The following is a 20,164-nucleotide window of genomic DNA, read 5'->3' as shown; positions in this document are numbered from 1 at the left end:
ATCGCGGCCCCGTCGCCACGTGGCCGGGGCCGCAACCACCGACGGCGGGGGCGGGGAAATTGCCGTGAAGGAAATTGCCGTGAAGGGATGCCGCATGCGCAGGACGTACGCTTGGACAACCGGCACCAAAGGCCGTCGTCCCCGCTTCACTGCTGGTGGCTGCCAGACACGCAGGGCCCGACCAGGGCAACCAGGCTGTTTCTTAAACCGGGCCGCCCTGCGTCTTCTCACACACAGAACCGAGGCGCGAACACCGTAGGACTCGGGGACGCGGCCAGCAGGCCGAGAGATTCTTAGTTCCGGGGATGGGACGACGGGCTTCGCCTTTGAACCAGTTGTTTTAAGAATCGAAGATGGTCGTCGTGCATTTTGCCCCCAGATAACCCCTACGCTGCCGTGGCGCCCACATCCCCCATGCCATTCTCTCTGCTCCGCCCGGACGACGACGCGCTCTCCTCACGGGAGAAGGCCGTGGTGCAGACGCAACGCGTCTTTTGCCTCTTGGGCGCCGTGCTGGTGTTCTTGACCGGGCTTCTTTCGACCCAAATCCATCCTGAGGCCACGGCGCTCTACTGGGGACGATTCGTGATTGCCGGCGGGCTTGTGGGACTGGTCGTCGGCTCCTTCACGTGGCGGTTCGTTCGGCACACCCATTCGACCTGGATAAAGGGGGTCCTGTATCTTCTGATGGGCTGGTACGCCCTGCAGGTCGTCCAGAACGGACTCGGGGGGGCACGGGACACCGGGCTGCTGGTCGTGTGCGCCATTCTCCCAATGGTTGCGGCCATCGGTGCAAAGTCCGCCGGTCCGATCCTCCGCTTTCTGAGCATCGGGGCAGTGGTAAGCATCGGAAGCCTCGCACTGGGCCCAATTCCGCCCGCCGAGGCCCTCACGTTGGGAATCGGCATCGTGACGATCATGCTCATGGAGGGGGTCGCGGCCATCGCACACCTTTCGATGCGTGGCCGGCTCCACGAGAAGAATGAGCAGTGGCAAAGCCTTCTCGACAACCTTCAGGAGGCGGTCGTCATCTCAAAGGACCGCGAGGTCGAGTACGCCAATGCGCGGGCCGCGGATCTATTTGGCGCATCGACGACAGACGCCCTCCAGGACTACTCGGTGTCCGCCCTCGTGGCGGAGGAAGAAGAGGAGTCCCCCCAATCGCTCGACGCAATCGACGGCTTCACCTCGTCGGAGCCCTTTGAGCATCGCACCTCGGGGCTCGACGGGAAGGAGCGCATTGTCCAGTCCCAGTCCGTACCGGTGCAGCGCCACGGAGAAGACGCGGCGCTGACCATTGTTCACGACATCACGGACCAACGGACGGCCCAGAACCAACTCCAGAGACGGGCCGAACTCGAGCGCCTGATTGTCGAAATCTCCACTGGGTTCATCGACACGCCCCTGGAGAACCTCGACGAGAGCATCGAGAACGCACTGGGGAAAATCGGATCCTTCGTCGAGGCGGACCGGAGTTATGTATTTCTATACGACGGCGACCCGGAGAACGCCCCCCTGAGTGAAGTCACAACCACCAACACCCACGAGTGGTGTGCACGGGGCGTCCGGTCGGAGAAGGAGAGCCTGCAGAAGACTCCCTGTTCGGAGCTTCCGTGGTGGACCGAACAGATGTGCGGGGGGGAACCAGTCATTGTCCCGTCGGTCGCCAACCTGCCGAAGGAGGCGGCCGCGGTGCAGGAGACCCTGGAGGCGCAGGACGTCCAGTCCCTCGTCGCCCTGCCCATGACGCAGGACCAGCGCTTAATCGGCTTCGTGGGCTTCGACGCGGTGACGTCCGGGGACGAGTGGGACCCGGAGACCATCACGGTCCTTCGGGTGTTCAGCGACGCGGTTACCAATGCCCTCCACCGCAAGAAGGTCGGGACGCGCCTCCAGGAGACGAAGAACTTCTACCGAGAGGTTCTCGACCAACTCCCGATCAAGTTGGGAATCTTCGACACGGACGCCCAGTGCAGATACATCAACCCGGAAGGCATTAGCGACCCCGAACGGCGAGACTGGGTTCGGGGAAAGACCTACGATCAGTATTGTGACCACTACGACTTGGCCCCTGAACTCGGCCGTCGCCGCGACGAGGCCATCCGGACGGCGGTCCGTGAACGGAGGACGGTCCGCATCGAAGAGACGGTGGAGGCGGACGACGGTCCACAGCATTACGTGCGCTTCTACAAACCCGTGAGAGGCGCCGAGGGGGACGTTCGAAGTGTTGTCGGCTGCGGCCTCGACATCACCAGCCGTGTCCAGTCGGAGGAGCGCCTCCGGGCCGCGAAGGAGGCGGCAGAGACTGCCCAGGCCGAAGCCGAGAAGGCCAACCAAATGAAGTCGGCGTTGCTCGCAAACATGAGCCACGAGGTCCGGACGCCCCTCACCACCATCATCGGTTTCGCCGAGGCCATCGAGGCAAAGGCCAGTGCGCTAAATCTCCCCGACTCCTGTTCTCTGGCGAAGCATGCTCATCTTATCGAGACGGGAGGACAGCGGCTGATGAAGACCCTGGAGGGCATCCTCAACCTGTCCCGATTGGAGGCCGGCCAGATGGGCTTCTCTTCAACGGAGATTGACCTGTCCGAAAAGACGAAGGAAGTCGCCGATGAGCTTCGGTCGCGTGCCTCAGAGGAACACGTCGGCCTCCAGGTGCACGCCGAGGGGGCGCCCGTCTGGTCCGAGGCAGACCGCGGAGGGGTGGAGATCGTCGTACGCAACCTCCTTTCCAATGCAATCAAGTACACCGGCGACGACGGGAAGGTCTGGGTTCGGGTTCGCCGCGGCGCGGGACACGCAGTACTGGAGGTCGAGGACACCGGCATCGGGATGGAGCCCGAGGTTGCCGAGAAGCTGTTCGAACCATTCCGCCAGGCCTCGGAAGGCTTTGCTCGACAGTACGAGGGCACCGGCATTGGATTGGCCGTCACCAAGAAAGCTGTCGAGCAGATGGACGGCTCGATCGAGGTAAAGACGGAGAAAGGGATGGGGAGCCGGTTCATCGTCCGGCTCCCACGGCCGAGCGCGTCTCCGCACCCTTCGTCGCAAAAACTGTCCTTGGCTGAGTAAATTCGTCTCCAGCGTCAGCGACGCCGCCGGCGTCGCCACGGGCTCGAACCGACCGACCCGTCACCCGACGCGATCGTAGGCGCTTCCTCCTCCTGCGCCTGACGGTAGTAGAGCGTCGCCGCCAGGGCCGCCAGCTCGTCGCGCCCCGGGTCTTCGAGTTCGAGGGCCGACGGATCGAACTCTTCGTCCACGAAGTGGGTGGTAAACTCGCCGTTCCGGAACCCTTCGTGCTCCATCGCGAAGCGGCAGAAGGGGATGGTGGTGGCCATGCTCGCCACTTCGTACTCGTCGAGCGCGCGGATCATGCGGTCGATGGCCGCGGTGCGGTCACGGCCCCAGGTGGTGAGCTTCGAGATCATCGGGTCGTAATGGATGAGCACCTCGCCGCCCTCCTCCACCCCGGCGTCGACCCGTACCCCGAAGCCCGAGGGCGCGGAGTGGCGCTTGAGCGGGCCGGGATCGGGCAGGAAGTTCGAGGCCGGGTCCTCCGCGTAGACGCGGCTCTCCATGGCGTGCCCGTTGATCGACAGGTCGTCGGTGGTGTAGCCCAGTTCCTCGCCCTGCGCCACGCGCAGTTGCTCGGCCACTAGATCGACGCCCGTCACCCACTCCGTCACCGGATGCTCCACCTGGAGGCGCGTGTTCATCTCCATAAAGTAGTAGTTCAGGTCCGTGTCCACCAGAAACTCCACCGTCCCGGCGTTCCGGTAGCCGCACGACTCGGCCGCGGCCACGGCGGCCTCACCCATCTCGCGGCGCACCTCCGGGGTGAGCACCGATGAGGGCGCCTCCTCGATCACCTTCTGGTGGCGGCGCTGGATGGAGCACTCCCGCTCGAAGAGATGGACCGTATTTCCGTGGTGGTCGGCCAGGATCTGAAACTCGATGTGGCGGGGCCCCTCAATGTACTTCTCGACGAAGACGCGCCCATCGCCAAACGAGGACTCGGCCTCCCCCTGCGCCCGGTCCATGGCCCCCGCAAAGTTCTCCGGCTCATGAACGATGCGCATGCCTTTGCCGCCGCCCCCCGCCGCGGCCTTGATGAGCACCGGATAGCCAATGTCTTCGGCAATCTCTTCCCCTTCTTCTGTGCTCGCCACAGCGTCGGTGGTCCCGGGCGCCATCGGCACGCCGGCGTCCTTCATGAGCTGACGGGCGGCCGTCTTGTCCCCCATCGCGCGGATCGCCGCCGCCGGTGGCCCCACAAAGTGGACGCCGGCATCGGCGCAGGCCTCCGCGAAGTCCGCGTTTTCGGAGAGGAACCCGTAGCCGGGATGGATGGCATCGGCCCCGCTGCGGCGCGCCACCGCCAGGATCGCGTCCTGATCGAGGTACGACTCTGCGGCCTCCGCCGGGCCAATGTAATACGCCTCATCCGCCCGCCGCACGTGGGGCGCGGAACGGTCCGGCGTGCTGTAGACGGCGACCGTGTCGAGGCCCTGCTCGTGACAGGTGCGCAGGACCCGAACGGCAATCTCGCCGCGGTTGGCGACTAGGACTTTATTGAAGGGACGGGATGTCACGGTCGGATCCGTCATTTCGTCTTGCTGAACGTAATGGCATGAATTCTGTTATGAGGATTCCGCCCACCGGAGCCTCTCCACCTGTTCTTAGGTGCAGGCCCCGGCTCGCCGACTGGTTTCACAGCGCCCCAACCGCCGTTATGCCGCAGACCGAAGATCTCTACGACGTGCTCGGCGTCGATGAAGACGCAAGCCAGGAGGAGATCAAGAAAACGTACCGCACACTCGCGCGCAAGCACCATCCGGACCGCAATCCGGATGACCCGAATGCCGAAGAGAAGTTCAAGGAAATCCAGAAGGCGTACTCCGTCCTCTCGGACGAGGAGAAGCGCGAGCAATACGACGCCCAGCGCCGCTTCCGCGGCGGGGGCGGAGGGGGCCGCGGGGCATGGGGCCGATCTGCCGGCGGCGGGCCCGAGGTTCGGTTCGAACAGGGGGGCTTCGACGAGGCCTTTGGCGGCCGCGGGGGCGGAGGCCTCGGCGACATTTTCGAGAATTTCTTTGGCGGGGGCGCCCGCACCCAGCGCCAAAATCCCTTCGAGGGCGGCCGTCAGCAGCAGCGACAGCAACGGCAGCGGGGGCGCCAGGGCGGGCAGGACATCGAGACGACCCTCCGACTTTCCTTCCGCGAAGCCCTGGAGGGCGGCCGAAAGCAGGTAGAGCTTCCCTCCGGCGAGTCCATCCGCCTCAAGATCCCGAAGGGGGTACGGGACGGTTTCAAGATTCGCCTGAAGGGGCGGGGCCGGCCCGGTCCTACGGGACAGCGTGGCGACCTGTACGTGACGTTCGAGGTGGGAGACCACCCTCACTTCGACCGCAGGGGCGACGACGTTCACCGGACCGAGACCATCGATATGTTCGAGGCCGTCTTCGGGACGGAGATTCGCGTTCCCACCCCCTACGGACAAAGCCTCAAGCTCTCCGTGCCCGCCGGCACGCAGCCGGGCGAGAAACTGCGCCTGAAGGGTCAGGGCGTGAAGACCGACGACGGAGCCGGCGACCTGTACGTTGAGATCGACGTGGACATTCCCGAAAACCTTTCTCGAAAGCAGCGCGCTGCCCTCCGCGAGGCGGCCGAGGACGCAGATTTGATGTGACCCCCGCTCTTCGTTTCTCCGCTCTGAAGCAGGGCAGATCCACCTGCAGACCGCAGCGACGGTATCGGTTGCACTTCTCCGATGCTGTTTTGCATATTTGAATGCCGCAATGCCCGCATCAGACGGAACCGCCTTCGACGCCACCCGGGGACCTTCGTTTCAAGAGTCCGCCCTGCGGACCCCATCTCAGTGCCTCTCTTCACTTGGGCACTGAGCCTCTCTCCCGGCCCGGCGAATGCTCGCTTCTATGGCCTTTTGCTATCTGGATTCCCGTCGCCCCTTCTCTCGGGTTTCACCCCGGCAGGGAGTCCTTTCTCTAAGTGATGGCTTTCGGCGTCGGAGTCTCTTTCTTCGTCCGCACTGCGGCGATCTCGGGCCCGGTCTAGGCCCATCCCACCACCACAAGATGATCGCCCTGACTTCTATCACCCATGACCGATAAGCCGAAGAACGTTTTTCGCATCGACATCGAGCCCACCGAAGAGAACCCCGACCGGCATCCCACCCACGGCTGGCAGGTGCGCATTAAGCGTCAGAAAGAGCAATACACAAAGTACTTCTCCGACAAGCGACACGGCGGCCGCGAGGAGGCCCTCGAGAAGGCCGTCGAGTACCGGGACGAACTGCTCGATGAACTGCCCGAGCCGATGGACCCGGTCCAGCGCTCGGCGGAGGCCCGCTCGACGACCGGCGTGATTGGCCTCAACTTCTGCTGGAAAGACGATGGCAGCGGCACGCCCAAGCCGTACGTGCAGCTCAGCTGGCTCGAAGACGACGATACGCGCCGCAGTGCGGCCTACTCCGTCCGCAAGTGGAACCTGCGTCGCGCGGTATGGAAGGCTTGTGCTCGTCTGCACGAGGCCCGTGCGGAGCACGACGGCGAGGCCGAAGAGGTGAACGACATGTTTCAGACGGCCTTCCCGAACATCCGAGAGCAGTACGAGGACGGCCCGGACGGCGAGGGGTTGCCGGAGGAGGACGAGGAAGTCATGGAGGCCACCGCGTAGCGTGGCGTGCGGGGCGGGGGCCGACCTCCGTCCCCACTACACTCCGACCTATCCCGCGGCGCGCTCCTCCTGTGCGCGGCGGCGGGCCTTCGGCTTGCGGTGGCGCTTGCGCAGCCGGTAGGCTTCGGGCGTGACCTCCACGAGCTCGTCCTCGCGGATGAACTCGATCGCGTCTTCCAGCGACATTTCGCGGGGGGGCGGGACGTGCTCCAACTCATTCCCTGCCGCGGCGCGCATGTTGGTAAGCTGCTTCTCCTTCGTCACGTTGAGGTCGAGGTCCTGGGGCTTGTTGTTCTCCCCCACGATCATGCCCTTGTAGACGGCGTCGCCGGGCGCTACGAAGAAGTCGCCCCGGTCTTGAAGCTCCATAAGGCCGTAGGGCGTGGTTTCGCCCTCCCGGTCGGCCACGAGGGCACCGGAGGTGCGGTGCGGAATCTCGCCCGCCCACGCCCCAAACTCCTCGAAGCGGTGCGTGAGGAGTCCCGTCCCCTTCGTGTCCGTGAGGAACTTGGACCGGTAGCCAATGAGGCCACGGCTCGGCACCCGGAACGTGAGCCGCACGCGCCCGCTGTCCTGGTGCACCATGTGCTCCATCTGCCCCTTGCGCTCCCCAAGGCGCTCCATCACCACGCCCATATACTCCTCCGGAATGTCGATCTCGGCGGTCTCGTAGGGCTCGGTCACCTCGCCGTCTACCTCCTTCGTAATCACCTGCGGCATCCCCACGCAAAACTCGTAGCCCTCGCGCCGCATCTGCTCGATGAGGATGGCCATCTGTAGCTCACCGCGCCCGTACACGCGCATGACGTTGGCCGAGTCAGTCTCCTCCACCCGGATGGCCAGGTTGTTGCGGGCCTCGTCGAAGAGGCGGTCTTGGAGCTGGCGCGAGGTCACGAACTCGCCCTCCTGGCCGCTGAAGGGCCCGTCGTTGATCCGAAACTCCATCGACATGGTTGGCGGATCCACGTCGAGGGGCGTCATCGGCTCGGGGTGCTCCGCGTGCGAAATGCTTTCGCCCAGCCCGATGCCCTCAACCCCGGCAATGGCAACAATCTGGCCGGGCCCTGCCGAGTCGGTCTCCTCGCGCTGAAGCCCTTCATATTTGAAGAGCGCCTTCACCTCTGCCCGCTCTGTGCTGCCATCGCGATGGCAGAGGGTCACGTTCTGCCGGTCCTGTAGGACGCCCTGCTCCACGCGCCCGATGGCCACCGGGCCTAGGTAGTCATCGCGCTGCACGCTGGTGACGAGCACCTGGAGCGTGCCGTCGGGGTCGCCGGTGGGCGGCGGGATCTCGTCGATCATGGTCTCGAAGAGGGGGCGGAGGGTCGTCCACTCCTCGTTCTCGAGATCTGTTGTACAGCGCCCCTCCGTGGCGACGGTGTAAAGCACCGGAAACTCCAGCTGCTCCATGTCCGCCCCGAGGTCAATAAAGAGGTCGTAGATCTCATCGAGCGATTCCTCGGGCCGGGCGTCCTTGCGGTCAATCTTGTTGAGGACAACGATGGGCGGGAGGTCTAACTCCAGCGCCTTCTGCACCACGAAGCGGGTCTGCGGGAGCGGCCCCTCCGCCGCGTCCACCAGAAGCATGATGCCGTCGACCATGCGGAGCGTGCGCTCCACCTCGCCCCCAAAGTCGGCGTGGCCCGGCGTATCGACGATGTTGATCTTCGTGCCCTCGTAGCGGACGGCCGTGTTGTTGGCCATGATGGTGATGCCCTTTTCCCGCTCCAGGTCCATCGTGTCCATCACGCGGTCCTGCACCTCCTCGTTGTCTCGAAAGGTGCCGCTCTGCCACAGCATCGAGTCCACGAGCGTGGTCTTGCCGTGGTCAACGTGGGCAACAATGGCGATGTCGCGAAGGTCATTCTGCTTCATGGCAGGGGGCAACGGTTGGGATGGACCTGCGGGGCACTGCGCCGAATCGTAAAGGTGCTCCCGCACAAAATGGGTTTGAAAGATAGATGTGTAGTACCCACGCATTGGACAGACGTTCGTCGTACAGGGTGCCCGGGCGAGGCTTCACGGCCAAATTGCCGTAGACTTCGTAGGCGGCGGGTCCATCTCCACGCCCGCCGGGATGTCTCTAGACGTGCGGGCGCCCCGCTGCACCTGCTCCACAAGTCCTTCGGCCTTCCGCTTCGCACAGTCGAGTCCCGTTCCGGCCCTGTCACGCGCCCGCCGGCGAACGACAGAGCCAGCGAACGAAGAGATAGAAAGCTCCGACAGGCAGCAGAGCGCCCCGTCGGTGTCCTCGAGGCGGTCGTGCGAGAGGGCGGGCGTCTGCGCCTCGTCCGGCGTCGTCCCTTACGTCATCTTCCAATCTGTGGGCACCGCCCTGTTGACCGTCCGGGCCTGGAGAACCATTTTGCGAACCGCTTCCAGCCCCTTATTCGATCTTCTTATCCGATGCCCGACGATAAGCAGACCAAGTACCTTCTCTCCGAAGCGGAGCTCCCCACCCACTGGTACAACCTGAACGCCGACCTGGAGGCGCTTGATGTCGACATGGCCCCGGTGCTCAACCCCGAGACGCACGAGCCCGCCGGGCCGGCCGACTTTGCGGACATCTTTCCCGAGCCGCTCGTGCACCAGGAGATGGGCACCGAGCGGCACGTTCCCATCCCTGAGCCGGTGCGCGACGTGTACCGCCTCTGGCGCCCGACGCCGATGTACCGGGCTCGTCGTTGGGAGGAGAAGCTGGGCACGCCGGCCAAGATCTTCTACAAGTACGAGGGCGTGAGCCCCACCGGCAGCCACAAGCCCAATACGTCTGTCCCCCAGGCCTACTTCAACGCCGAAGCGGGCACCACACGCCTCACCACCGAAACCGGCGCCGGGCAGTGGGGCAGCGCCCTCAGCTTCGCCACACAGATGTACGACCTCGACTGCGAGGTGTACATGGTGCGCATCAGCTATGAGCAGAAGCCCTACCGCCGCGTCATGATGGAGACGTGGGGCGCGACCGTCACGCCCAGCCCGAGCGACAAGACACAGGCCGGACGCGATGTGCTGGCCGACGACCCGGACACAAGCGGCAGCCTCGGCATCGCCATCAGCGAGGCCGTCGAGCGGGCCGTACAGGACGAGACGGCCAAGTACTCGCTCGGGAGCGTGCTGAACCACGTACTGCTGCACCAAACCGTGATCGGGCAGGAGGTCGAGAAGCAACTCGCGCAGGCCGGCGCGGGGCAGCCGGACGTGCTCGTGGGCTGCACCGGCGGCGGAAGCAACTTTGCCGGGTTCTTCTACCCGTTCCTCGAACGACACGTGGACGGCGACGCGCCGCTGCCGCGCATCGTGGCCGTGGAGCCGACCGCCACGCCCACGCTCACGAAGGGCCACTTCGGGTACGACTTCGGCGACACGGCCCAGATGACGCCGATGATGAAGATGCACACGCTGGGTCACGACTTCGTGCCGCCCCCCATCCACTCCGGCGGCCTGCGCTACCACGGCATGAGCCCGCAGATTAGCGCGCTCCTGGACGCCGGCGTCATCGAGGCCACGAGCACGCCGCAGATTCCCATGTTCGAGAGCTGTGAGGAGTTTGTGCGGTGCGAGGGCATCCTGCCCGCGCCGGAGGCCGGGCATGCCGTCTGGGGCGCCCGCAACGAGGCCCTCAAGGCCAAGGAGGCCGGTGAGGAGAGAACAATCGTCTTTAACCTTTGCGGCCACGGCCACTTCGACCTCAGCGCGTACGAGGACTTCCGGAACGGTGAGCTGGCCGACTTCGAGCTCCCGGATGAGGAGATCGATCAGAGCCTGGCGGCGGTGCCGAACGTGGAGTAGCGTGTCGGCGCGTTGGGATCAGGGCCGTTCTGCCTCTTCCTGCCCGACGGCGCGAATCTGACACAGGGCGTGGAGGCGTGAGACGGTGCGGTCGAACTTTTCGGCCACGGCCCGTGCAAGGCCGGCGTGCCGGTCGGGGTCGAACCAATCGTCCGGCGGCCGCACGGCGGCAAAGTGGAGCGTGGGGGCGTCCTCGTGGAGGTACAGTGCATCGACAACGCGGAGGAGGCGAAAAGCGTCGTCCGTGTCCGCGATGGCGACGCCCTCGATGAAGAGATGATCGAGCCCCACTAGGTCGTCGATGAGGTCGGTGTGAGCCGTTTCCGTCGTCGCCCGGCGTAGGTCCGCAAATGTCCACCACCGCGCCGCCCCCCTCGCGTCCGCCTGTGCCTGACGCATGGCGCGTCGTGTGGCATCGGGGGGCCCCACCCAGCCCCGCCCAGCCCGCTCCACCGCTCGCGTCCGCCGGTAGTCGTCCCCCCGGACCCCAACCACACGATACGCCTCTCGCACCTCCGTTCGCAGGAACCGCTGGACGCGGCCGTCCCCAAGCTGAGTCGCCAGGTACTCCTCCGGTGCCACATTGCTCGTCGCTAGGAGCGGGATGTCCCGGGCTGCTAGCGTCTTCATTACCCCCGCGAGGCGCATCTCGTTTGCCGGGTCGTCGATCTCCACCTCGTCGAGACAGCAGATCTCGTGCTGGTCGGCCAGCTGGTGCGCAAACGCCTCCGGTGGCTCGGTCTGTCGAAACAGCGTGCTGGAGTGCAGGAAGGCACAAGTCACCTTGGGCATCAGGGCGTTGCACACCGCGGCCAGCAGGTGCGTCTTGCCCGTGCCCGCCGGCCCCACCAGATACAGCCCCTGTGGCAGCCGCTCGTCCGTCGCGCCTAGGAGCGCCGTAAGCCGCTCGGCCCACGACGGGGTCCGGCGGAACTCAGCCACGAATTCGCGTACGACGCGGAGGGCCTCGGCCTGGCTCGGCGTCTGCGGCTCGTAGCTCTCGAACGTCGCGTCGCGGAAGCGCTCGGGGAGGGTCATACGGAAGCTAACAATTCGCGCGACATCAGCTCGCCGGGCCGTTTATCGCCCTGAACGGTCTTGGGCCCGGGCCATGAGCCGCTGGGCATCGTGGGGCGCGTGGCCCTCGCCCGCCGTGTTGTTGAAGTAGACGTACACGTCCCGGCCGTCGGCCCGCCAGCCAGCAATGGCGTCGGCCCAGTCGTCAAGCTCGGCGTCCGTGTAGCGGCCGTGGTACGCCTCGCCGGTGCCGTGCAGACGGGCGTAGACGAAGTCGGTCGTCACCGTGCGGTGGGTCGACCGGCCGCCAAAGTCGTAGATGCAAAACGCCGCATCGTGGGCCGCGAGGGCCTCGTTCGTCTCCTCGGTGAGCCATGTGGGGTCCCGAAACTCGAAGACGTGGCGGTGATCATCATCGAGCTCGTCCAGAAAGCTACGCAGCCGCTCCAGGTTCTGGTGCCAGTTGGGCGGACACTGGAACAGGATGGGGCCGAGCGCATCGCCCAGCGGCGCAACGTTCCGGTACAGATTCTGAACCGGTTCCTCGGGATCCTTCAGCTTTTTGAAGTGGGTGATGTACTGGTTTGCCTTGACCGCGAACGTGAAGCCGTCGGGGGTCTGCCGCCGCCAGGCGCGGAGCGTGTCCGCCTCGGGGCTCTGGTAGAAGGTATTGTTGACCTCGACGGTCCCGAAGGCCTCCGCGTGGAACGCAAGGCGATCGCCCTGCGACAGGTCGTCGGGGTAGAAGCGGCCGGCAAAGGTGTCGTGCTGCCAGCCGGAGGTGCCGATGTGCGTAGAGGACACGGGAGTAGGGGCGTTGAGGGCGTGGGGGGACGCGAGCAAGTGTAGGCAGTGGGGACTCTATCCGGGCGGCGACTGGCGGACGGGGGAGTAGTAGGCGGTGCGGCCGGCGACCGTCTCGGTTTCAAGGGGCACGCCGGTCTTCGGGCAGTGCCCGTCCCCGTACCGGTGGGGCAGCATGAACCGGTCCGGGTCCAGGGCCTCGGGATCGGCGCCGACCGCAATGGCGGCGTCGAGGACCGTCTGGATCGCATCGTACAGGTCCCGCAGGTCGGTTTCGGACAACTCCGGCACGGTTGTCCGCGGGTGGATGCCTTCCTGGTAGAGCGCCTCGTCGGCGTAGATGTTGCCGAGGCCCGCCACGACGCTTTGGTCCAGCAGCCGTCCTTTGATGGTGCCGCGGCGGGACGCGAACGGCTCCAGAAACGTGTCGGTGTCGGCGTGGTGCGCGTCGGGGCCAAGGTCTTTCGCCTCGACGAACGCCTCGGGCGCATCGATCAGCCGCACGCGGGCGAACTTGCGGGGGCACTCGAACGCCAGCGCCCCGCCCCCCTTGAAGTGAAACTGGACGTACGCGTATTCGGGCATCTCGCCATCCGGAACGAACTGCACGCGCCCGGTCATGCCGAAGTGAAGGGCAAGCCATCCGGTGTCCTCGCCGTACCGGGCGAAGACGTGCTTGCCGTGGCGGTGCGTGTCCGTCAGTGTGCGCCCCCCGAGCACCTCCCCGAAGCGATGTGGCTCCAGTCCGTCGCCCAGAATCAGTGGATCAATGACCGTGGTGTCGGCGATGGGGCGGTCGAGGGCCACGTCGGCGAGGCGCCGCCGGTAGACGACCGCGTCGGGCAATTCGGGCATTCGCGCGTGGGATGTGAGACGTGGGACAACGGACAGGGAGTACGGATTCCTCGACACGATCACTCAAGAACCGTAAGGCGGGAGACCCGACAGTTTTCCTTGAGACGGCAACCCATTCGGCTCACCACGAGGAGGGTCTCGATCGGATCTTGGGCGTCCTCCGACACGAACGCGCCATGGTGCGCCCCCGCACGAAGTGTGCGCTCCAGGGGCGTCACGACTGCCTGCTGCCCGTCGTCCAGGCGCAGGGACTCGTTGTACTGAACAACGTACGCCCCCGTCTCCAGCGTCCACCACCCGTAGTCGTCTTCCGGATCGTCGAGCGTCGGCTCAATCCGCTTGCGGGGCACAGCCCGGAACTCCCCGCCGCCGAAGTCAAGCTGGCCGTGTCCGGTGACCCGAAAGACCGCACCCACCGTCAGGTCAATGCCGGTAGAGGCCCGCTGGGTATCGAGGTGAACGAGCCCGTCGAGTTGGGCAGCGAGTGCATTCGCGGTGTCCATTGTCTGCGGACGATTGAATGAAGGCAAATAGAGTGGACTTTGAACCAGCCTCTACGTCCTCAGGTTCGGCTGTTCAGTCCCACATGGGCCTTGGGATACGGCTCCTCGTATCCATATCTTGTATTGCCCGTTCGCGAATGACCCCCTGTATGTTTTCTAAAGAATGACTTGACGCACCTAGGTCGGTTTGCTATCTTGCCACAAGACAAAATAGAAGACTTCTTCCTATCGTACTGGAGCACACCCACGAAATTCTGTTCGCTCCGCCGTACAGGGAAAATTTTCGTTCTTCAGTCCCGTCGTCGTACTACCGTTGTATCGCGGGGTAAAAAGACAGCGTCACGCGCGCCCGTCCTCCTCTTTCGCCACCGCCAACGTTCCCCGGTGTCCATCATGTCCACTCAGTCTGCACCCTCCGTACCCCGCCCCGAATTTGGAAGCGCTTCCGAAAAGAAGGGGTCGCCACATGCCCCGATGCTTTACCTGGACCGCAGTGGCACAATTCAGCGGGTGAACGAGCCGGCCCGCCGCGCCCTCGGATACGGGGTCGAGGACACGCTCGAGCCCTGCTTCTTTTCCCACGTCCACGGCCGCAACCTGCACCGCGTGATGCGGGACCTGGCACACATGGTGAGTCACCGGACGCAGCGGACCCGATGGCTCCTGCGCCTCCGCACCGGAAACGGGCGCTGGCGCTGGTACCGCGCCAGGGCCCGCAACCACCTTGACTGCGCGAACGCCCGCATCCACGTGCAGCTTCGTCCCCTGTAGGACCAGCGTCCTCTGCGCACCGACGTGGGCGGAGCTACTCGGGTCGCTATCGCCTTCGTTTGGGCCGCGGCTCGGAAGCGACGCCCCCTTTGTTCGCCTTTCCTCTGGGACGTGTCCACGGGGGCCTGCACATTCGGTTACACCTCATTGAGGGCGCTTACCGAGGTCTCGGTGTGAACCGCCTGGATGGCGGCGGCGAATCGGGGGGCGGCATTGCAGATTTGTAGGCGCTCGGCGGCTGCGCCCGTGAGCCGAGGCGCCACCGTGTTGGTAACAAAAAGGGCGTCCAGAGGCGTCGTTTCCAGCCGCTCGTTTGCCTCACCAACGAACAGGCCGTGGGTGGCCGCGGCGTACACGGACTCCGCCCCCTCTTCAGCGCACGACTGAATGGCCTGCGTCATTGTCCCCGCTGTGCTGACCATGTCGTCCACCACGATGGCCGTGCGGCCTTCCACCGACCCGACCAGCGTGCCCCCCGTCACGCCTTCGTCCTTCCGCGTCTTCTCGACGAACGCCGTCGGCACCTCGCAATTGAGGACCGCCCCCAGTCCCTCGGCAAATTTCCCGGCCCGCTTCACGCCGCCCTCGTCCGGCGACACCACGGCCATCTCATCGTCCCCAATCACGTCGGCGAGCCGGTGTACAAACAGCGGATGGCCTAACAGATGCTCGGTGCGTGCCTGAAAGGCGTTCTGGAGGGCCGCAAGGTTGTGCACGTCCATCGTCAGGACGCGGTCGACCTCCACCGCCTCGAACATGCCCGCCACGTAGCGGGTGGTGACCGGTCCACGGGGACGCGTCTTGCGGTCCTTGCGCTGGTAGCAGAGATAGGGGATCACCGCCGTCACGCGCTCGGCCGAGGCGTCGCGCAGGGCCCCGAGCATGAAGAGCAACCGGCACAGCTTGTCGTTTACGCTCCACGTGTCGTCCGCGTAGAGGGACTGAACGACGAAAACGTCGCGGCCCCGCACGTTCACCTCCGGGCGCACCTCGTGCTCCCCGTCCGTGAAGGTCTGTTCGTGGTGGACATCGAGCTCCGTGTCGAGCGCCGAGGCGATCGCCTCGCCAAAGCCCTGACTCTCGGAGAGCGCAAAAAGGCGAAGGTCGTCGGACATGGGGGAAGTGAGAGTTCGTCGGGAACGGTGGGACGCGTTATTCTTGGTCCGCCTTCAGGGCCCGCTGGACCAGCTCGTCGGCCGACTGGATGCCGGCGTTGTCGCGCAGCACCTGACGGATGGACCGTTCGGCGTCGGCCTTGCTAATCCCCAGCTCGGTGAGGGCCTCCAGGGCGTCGGCTCGGGCCTCCGCCCGGGCATCCGACCCGCCACTGAGGGGCGACGTGTCTTCCAGCACGTCCAGGTCCGCGAGGCGGTCGCGGAGCTCGACGATGAGGCGGTCGGCCGTCTTCTTCCCGACCCCCGAAATCTGTGTCAGGCGGCTCTTGTCCCCCTCCATGACATGGTCGCGCAGCTCGGTCGGGCTCATCGACGAGAGGGCCGACAGCGCCAGCTTCGGCCCCACGCGCGACACGCCGGTCATCGTTTCGAAGACGGTCCGCTCCGCCTTGGTGGCGAAGCCGTACAGCGACTCATCGTCTTCCCGGAGGTAGTGGTACGTGTGGAGGGTCACCTCCTCGTCGGTGTCCGGCAGACGCTTGTAGGTGGAGGTGGGAACGTGCACCCGGTAGCCAAGCCCATTCACGTCCACGAGGGCCGACTCCGGCGTCTTGTCGACGAGTGTGCCAGAGACGTAGTCGATCATGTCTGTGGTGGGGCGTTGGAAGAGCGGACGGGCGCACAGGCTTGGGCGTCCGGCCGTGGTCACGTCCGGCGGTTGATACGACACTGAAACCCTCCCCACGGCAGTCTCCAACGACCCGGCAACACCCCGGCAGGCTGCTCGGCCGTCGGAGGCAACACGCCCTACGCCGCGCCCCCCTCGGCATTCTCCTTGCGCTTCGCCTCGATGGAGATCTCAGTGTGGGGTACGGCCTCCAGCCGTTCCTTCGCGATGGGCTCGCCCGTCACGCGGCAGACACCATAGGTCTTGTTCTCAATCCGCTCGAGGGCGCGGTCGAGGTAGCCGACGTACTTCTGCTGGCGGGCAATCATGAGGTGGAGCTTCTCCCGCTCCATGGCATCGGTCCCCGCATCGGCCATGTGGATGCCGTAGGCGGTGTTGTCGTCGGACTGCTCTTTGGCCTGGTCGACCTGCTTTCGCATCTGTTCGATCTCGGACTTGGCCTCCTCACGGCGCTGGAGGATCAGCCCACGGAAGTGCTCCAGCTCCTCGTCGGAGAAGGGCGTTTTGCGCTCCTCTCCGTCCTCGTCCGTGTCCGACTGTGCATGAAGCGGGGCATCGGGCGCGTCCCCCTCGGGCTGTGTATCGTCGTTCGCCATGTCGTTCAGAATTGGCCTCTCAGTGGACGTGATGCGGGGTGTGCACTCCACAGGCCTGCGTCCGGCCGGGGGAGCACCTATGCATTCAGCGTTTCGTCGGCCTCAACGCGGCGGACCCCGATCGTGAGCCGCTCATCGCCGACCTCAAAGGTCTCGACCGCCTCCCCCGTTGGCTCATTGGACGGCTGCAACTCCAGGGCTAGGGTCTCGTTCCGGATCCAGTCCGCGTACTCGGCCACGGCGTCGGCGATCTGGGACGAGCCGTCGTAGGCGACCACGATGCGATCCGTGACCTCAAAGGCCGCCTCTTTGCGAAGGTCCTGAATCCGCTTGACGCCTTCCCGGGCAAGCCCTTCGGCCCGGAGCTCCGGCGTAATTTCGGTGTCGAGGGCCACAGTCACATCCCCCTCCTGCTCCACGAGCCATCCCTCAATGCCCTCGCTCTGAATGATAAGGTCGTCGGGGCCGAGCTCGACCTTCTCCCCGTCGACCGTTAGCGTAAGCGCTCCGGTCTCCACGTACTCGTCGATCGTCTCGTCGTCGAGTTGACGCACCTTCTGATTCACGCCCTTCACCAGGTCGCCGAGGCGCGGGCCCAGGCGGCTGAAGTCGGGCTTCGCGGAGCGGCTCACGACCTCGCTGCTGTGCTCCACGTACTCGATGTCCTTGACGTTCACCTCGTCGAGGATCACGTCCCGAACCTGCTCCACTTCCGATTCTGGCACGCCGGTGCCGGTGACCACGAGAAGGCGTGGCAGCGGCTGGCGCACGTTGATCTCGGCCTGGTTGCGGAGCGAGAGCGTGCTGGACGCGATGGAGCGGGCCAGGCCCATGCGGCGCTCCAGGGCCTCGTTGCGCTCCTCCTCGCGGACCTCGGGGAAGAAGGCCAGGTGCACCGAGTCGGCCTCGCCGCCGGTGACGTCGCTGAGCGTGCGGTAAAGCCACTCGCCGAAGAAGGGCGCGATGGGGCTCATCAGCTTCGCCGTGGCCTCCAGGCACTCGTAGATCGTCTGGTACGCCGCCTCCTTCTTCGCCGCAGCGACCGTGCCGCCCTGTCCGGCCTGGCCGTTCTGCTCACTTTTCTTCGACGCCCAAAACCGGGGCCGCGAGCGCCGCAGGTGCCAGTTCGAAAGCTCCTCCACGAAGTCCTCGACCGCCCGGGCCGCCGTGGTCGGGTCGTACTCGTCGAGCGCCGCCTCTACCGTCTGCGTCGTGGTGTGCAGGCGGCTGATGATCCACTGGTCCAGCTCCGGGCGCTCCTCCACCGGCATCCGGTCGCGCTCGTAGGCAAACCCGTCGATGTTGGCGTAGGTCGCGAAGAAGCGGTAGACATTTTCCAGGGTGCCGAAGAACGTGCGGCGGAGGTCTCGCAGGCCGCGCTCACTGAAGCGGATGCTCTCCCATGGGGGCGCGTTGCTCATCATGAACCAGCGCGCCACGTCGGCCCCGTAGTCGTCGATGACCCGGAAGGGCTCGACGGTGTTGCCCTTCGACTTCGACATCTTGTTGCCGTCCTCGTCGAGCACCAGCCCGTTGACCACGACGTTTTCGTAGGCGACCTCGTCGAAGACAACCGTGGCGATGGCGTGCAGCGAGTAGAACCAGCCGCGCGTCTGGTCGACGCCCTCGGCGATGAAGTCGGCCGGGAAGTTGGCCTCGAAGTCGTCCTCGTTCTCGAAGGGGTAGTGCCATTGCGCGTAGGGCATCGCGCCGGAGTCGAACCAGACGTCGATGAGGTCGGGCACGCGGCGCATGGTGCCGCCGTCGGGGCCCTCCCAGGTAAGATCGTCCACGAAGGGGCGGTGCAAGTCGATGTCCTCGTCATCTTCGGGCAACTGATCGCCGCACTTCTCGCGCAGCTCCTCGACGGAGCCGATGACCTCGTAGTGGGTGGAGTCCTCCTTGTCACTCTCCCACACCGGCAGCGGCGTGCCCCAGTAGCGGCGGCGGCTGAGCGCCCAGTCGACGTTGTTCTCCAGCCACTCGCCGAAGCGCCCCTCGCCGATGGCCTCGGGCTGCCAGTTGATCGTGTCGTTGAGCTCCACCATCCGGTCCTTGAGCTTCGTGGTCTCGATGAACCAGCTCTCGACCGGGTAGCTCATCAGGGGCGTGCCCTTGCGCCAGTCGTGCGGGTAGTTGTGGAGGTACGTCTCGTGCTTGTAGAGGCGGCCACGGGCCTTGAGGTCGTCGGTGATCGCCTTGTCGGCGTCCTTGAACCACGTGCCCGCCACGAGGGGGGCCTCGTCGGTAAACTCGCCGTCCTTGTCGATCGGGTTGAAGAGCGGCAGCCCTTCGTCCTGCGCCACCGCGTGGTCTTCCTCCCCGAAGGCCGGGGCCATGTGCACCACACCCGTGCCCTCCTCCGTCGAGACGATGTCGGCCCCGAGCACGTACCAGGCCTCTTCGCCCGGCTCCGCCCGGTCGGTAAAGTAGTCGTAGGGCGGCTCGTACCGCTGCCCGATGAGCTCGTCGCCGGAGTACGTCTCTTCGATCGTGTAGTCCTCGTTGATGACCTCGTCCACCAGCGCCTCCGCCAGAATCAGCGTCTCGACCCCCTGGTGCGGGTCCTCGTGGTGGATCTTGACGTAGGTAAGGTCCGGCCCCACCGCGAGCGCCGTGTTCGAGATGAGCGTCCACGGCGTCGTCGTCCACGCCAGAAAGTAGGTGTTTTCCTCCTCCGCGACCGGGAAGCGAACGTAGACGCTCGGGTCCTGCGTCTCTTCGTAGCCGAGGCTCACCTCGTGCGACGACAGCACGGTGTGGGAGCCGGGGCTGTACCACTGAATCTTGTGGCCCTTGTAGAGCAGGTCCTCCTCCTCGATCTGCTTGAGGAGCCACCAGACCGACTCGATGTAGTCCGTCTCGAACGTGACGTACGGGTCGTCCAGGTCCACCCAGTACCCCATCCGCTGGGTTAGTTTGTCCCAGAGGTCCTTATATTCCAGAACGCTCTCGCGACAGGCCGCGTTGTACTTCTCGATGCCGTACTCTTCAACCTCCGCCCGCGTCTCCAAGTCCAGCTCGTCCTCCACCTCAATCTCGACGGGCAGGCCGTGGGTGTCCCAGCCGGCCTTGCGGTCCACCTGGTAGCCCTGCATCGTCTTGTAGCGGCAGAAGATGTCTTTGATGGACCGGGCCAGGACGTGGTGGATGCCGGGCGTGCCGTTGGCCGTGGGTGGACCCTCATAGAACGTGAACGTCGGCTGGCCCTCTCGCTCTTCGATGCTGCGCTCGAAGATGTCCTGGTCCTGCCACCAGTCGAGGACGTCCTCTTCGAGGTCGGGGAGCGAAAGTTGGTCGGGCGTGTCGAACTGCGCCATGGGGATC

15 protein-coding genes are annotated in these 20,164 nt (G+C 65.3%); 5 read left to right on the top strand and 10 right to left on the bottom strand.

What is annotated here, in order from left to right:
* Window positions 1-396: 396 nt before the first annotated feature.
* Window positions 397-3,072 carry an ATP-binding protein gene (locus OJB03_RS02010; protein WP_263784768.1) on the top strand — a complete coding sequence of 892 codons (2,676 nt, stop codon included), beginning with the start codon at window positions 397-399 and terminating at the stop codon, window positions 3,070-3,072.
* 14 nt (window positions 3,073-3,086) lie between these two features.
* Here the strand turns inward: OJB03_RS02010 and accC are convergent, their stop codons facing one another.
* Window positions 3,087-4,610, bottom strand: coding sequence for an acetyl-CoA carboxylase biotin carboxylase subunit (gene accC / locus OJB03_RS02005; protein WP_263784767.1), 1,524 nt, complete (start codon window positions 4,608-4,610; stop codon window positions 3,087-3,089).
* 125 nt (window positions 4,611-4,735) lie between these two features.
* On the opposite strand from accC, the gene OJB03_RS02000 reads away from it, so the two are divergent.
* A complete protein-coding gene (locus tag OJB03_RS02000; RefSeq protein ID WP_263784766.1) occupies window positions 4,736-5,692 on the top strand; it encodes a J domain-containing protein in 957 nt (318 codons plus the stop codon).
* A gap of 431 nt (window positions 5,693-6,123) precedes the next feature.
* Window positions 6,124-6,699: an AP2 domain-containing protein gene (locus OJB03_RS01995; RefSeq protein WP_263784765.1), complete on the top strand. Its 576-nt coding sequence runs from the start codon at window positions 6,124-6,126 to the stop codon at window positions 6,697-6,699.
* Between the two features lie 48 nt (window positions 6,700-6,747).
* Here the strand turns inward: OJB03_RS01995 and typA are convergent, their stop codons facing one another.
* Entirely contained in the window at window positions 6,748-8,574 is a 1,827-nt protein-coding gene (gene typA / locus OJB03_RS01990; protein ID WP_263784764.1) for a translational GTPase TypA, read from the bottom strand.
* Window positions 8,575-9,105: 531 nt separating this feature from the next.
* On the opposite strand from typA, the gene OJB03_RS01985 reads away from it, so the two are divergent.
* Window positions 9,106-10,488, top strand: a complete 1,383-nt coding sequence (locus OJB03_RS01985; RefSeq protein WP_263784763.1) for a TrpB-like pyridoxal phosphate-dependent enzyme — start codon at window positions 9,106-9,108, stop codon at window positions 10,486-10,488.
* Window positions 10,489-10,506: 18 nt separating this feature from the next.
* Here OJB03_RS01985 and zapE read toward each other — a convergent pair whose 3' ends face one another.
* From zapE to OJB03_RS01965, 4 genes are read right to left on the bottom strand one after another with little or no spacing between them, the layout of a single operon-like run.
* Window positions 10,507-11,526, bottom strand: a complete 1,020-nt coding sequence (zapE, locus tag OJB03_RS01980; protein WP_263784762.1) for an AFG1/ZapE family ATPase — start codon at window positions 11,524-11,526, stop codon at window positions 10,507-10,509.
* A 42-nt stretch (window positions 11,527-11,568) separates the two neighbouring features.
* Complete coding sequence (locus tag OJB03_RS01975; protein ID WP_263784761.1) at window positions 11,569-12,309, bottom strand: DUF72 domain-containing protein; 741 nt, start codon at window positions 12,307-12,309, stop codon at window positions 11,569-11,571.
* A gap of 57 nt (window positions 12,310-12,366) precedes the next feature.
* The gene (locus OJB03_RS01970; RefSeq protein ID WP_263784760.1) at window positions 12,367-13,164 is read right to left on the bottom strand and encodes an Fpg/Nei family DNA glycosylase; all 798 of its coding nucleotides are present in this window, start codon (window positions 13,162-13,164) and stop codon (window positions 12,367-12,369) included.
* A 59-nt stretch (window positions 13,165-13,223) separates the two neighbouring features.
* On the bottom strand, window positions 13,224-13,667 hold the full coding sequence (locus OJB03_RS01965; RefSeq protein ID WP_263784759.1) for a dCTP deaminase/dUTPase family protein: 444 nt from the start codon (window positions 13,665-13,667) through the stop codon (window positions 13,224-13,226).
* A gap of 393 nt (window positions 13,668-14,060) precedes the next feature.
* Between OJB03_RS01965 and OJB03_RS01960 the strand changes: the two genes are divergently transcribed.
* Window positions 14,061-14,438 carry a PAS domain-containing protein gene (locus OJB03_RS01960; RefSeq protein ID WP_263784758.1) on the top strand — a complete coding sequence of 126 codons (378 nt, stop codon included), beginning with the start codon at window positions 14,061-14,063 and terminating at the stop codon, window positions 14,436-14,438.
* A 137-nt stretch (window positions 14,439-14,575) separates the two neighbouring features.
* Here the strand turns inward: OJB03_RS01960 and OJB03_RS01955 are convergent, their stop codons facing one another.
* The 4 genes from OJB03_RS01955 to ileS all read right to left on the bottom strand — a co-directional run bounded on the left by OJB03_RS01955 (window position 14,576) and on the right by ileS (window position 20,157).
* Complete coding sequence (locus OJB03_RS01955; protein WP_263784757.1) at window positions 14,576-15,553, bottom strand: ribose-phosphate diphosphokinase; 978 nt, start codon at window positions 15,551-15,553, stop codon at window positions 14,576-14,578.
* A 37-nt stretch (window positions 15,554-15,590) separates the two neighbouring features.
* Window positions 15,591-16,199, bottom strand: a complete 609-nt coding sequence (gene ruvA, locus OJB03_RS01950; protein WP_263784756.1) for a Holliday junction branch migration protein RuvA — start codon at window positions 16,197-16,199, stop codon at window positions 15,591-15,593.
* Window positions 16,200-16,360: 161 nt separating this feature from the next.
* Window positions 16,361-16,837: a TraR/DksA family transcriptional regulator gene (locus OJB03_RS01945; protein WP_263784755.1), complete on the bottom strand. Its 477-nt coding sequence runs from the start codon at window positions 16,835-16,837 to the stop codon at window positions 16,361-16,363.
* A gap of 77 nt (window positions 16,838-16,914) precedes the next feature.
* Entirely contained in the window at window positions 16,915-20,157 is a 3,243-nt protein-coding gene (ileS, locus tag OJB03_RS01940) for an isoleucine--tRNA ligase (protein WP_263784754.1), read from the bottom strand.
* Between the last annotated feature and the right edge of the window lie 7 nt (window positions 20,158-20,164).

The sequence above is a fragment of the Salinibacter grassmerensis genome (genome assembly GCF_947077765.1).
In the GTDB taxonomy this organism is placed as follows: Bacteria; Bacteroidota; Rhodothermia; order Rhodothermales; family Salinibacteraceae; genus Salinibacter; species Salinibacter grassmerensis.
This window is presented reverse-complemented; position numbering and strand designations above follow the sequence as displayed.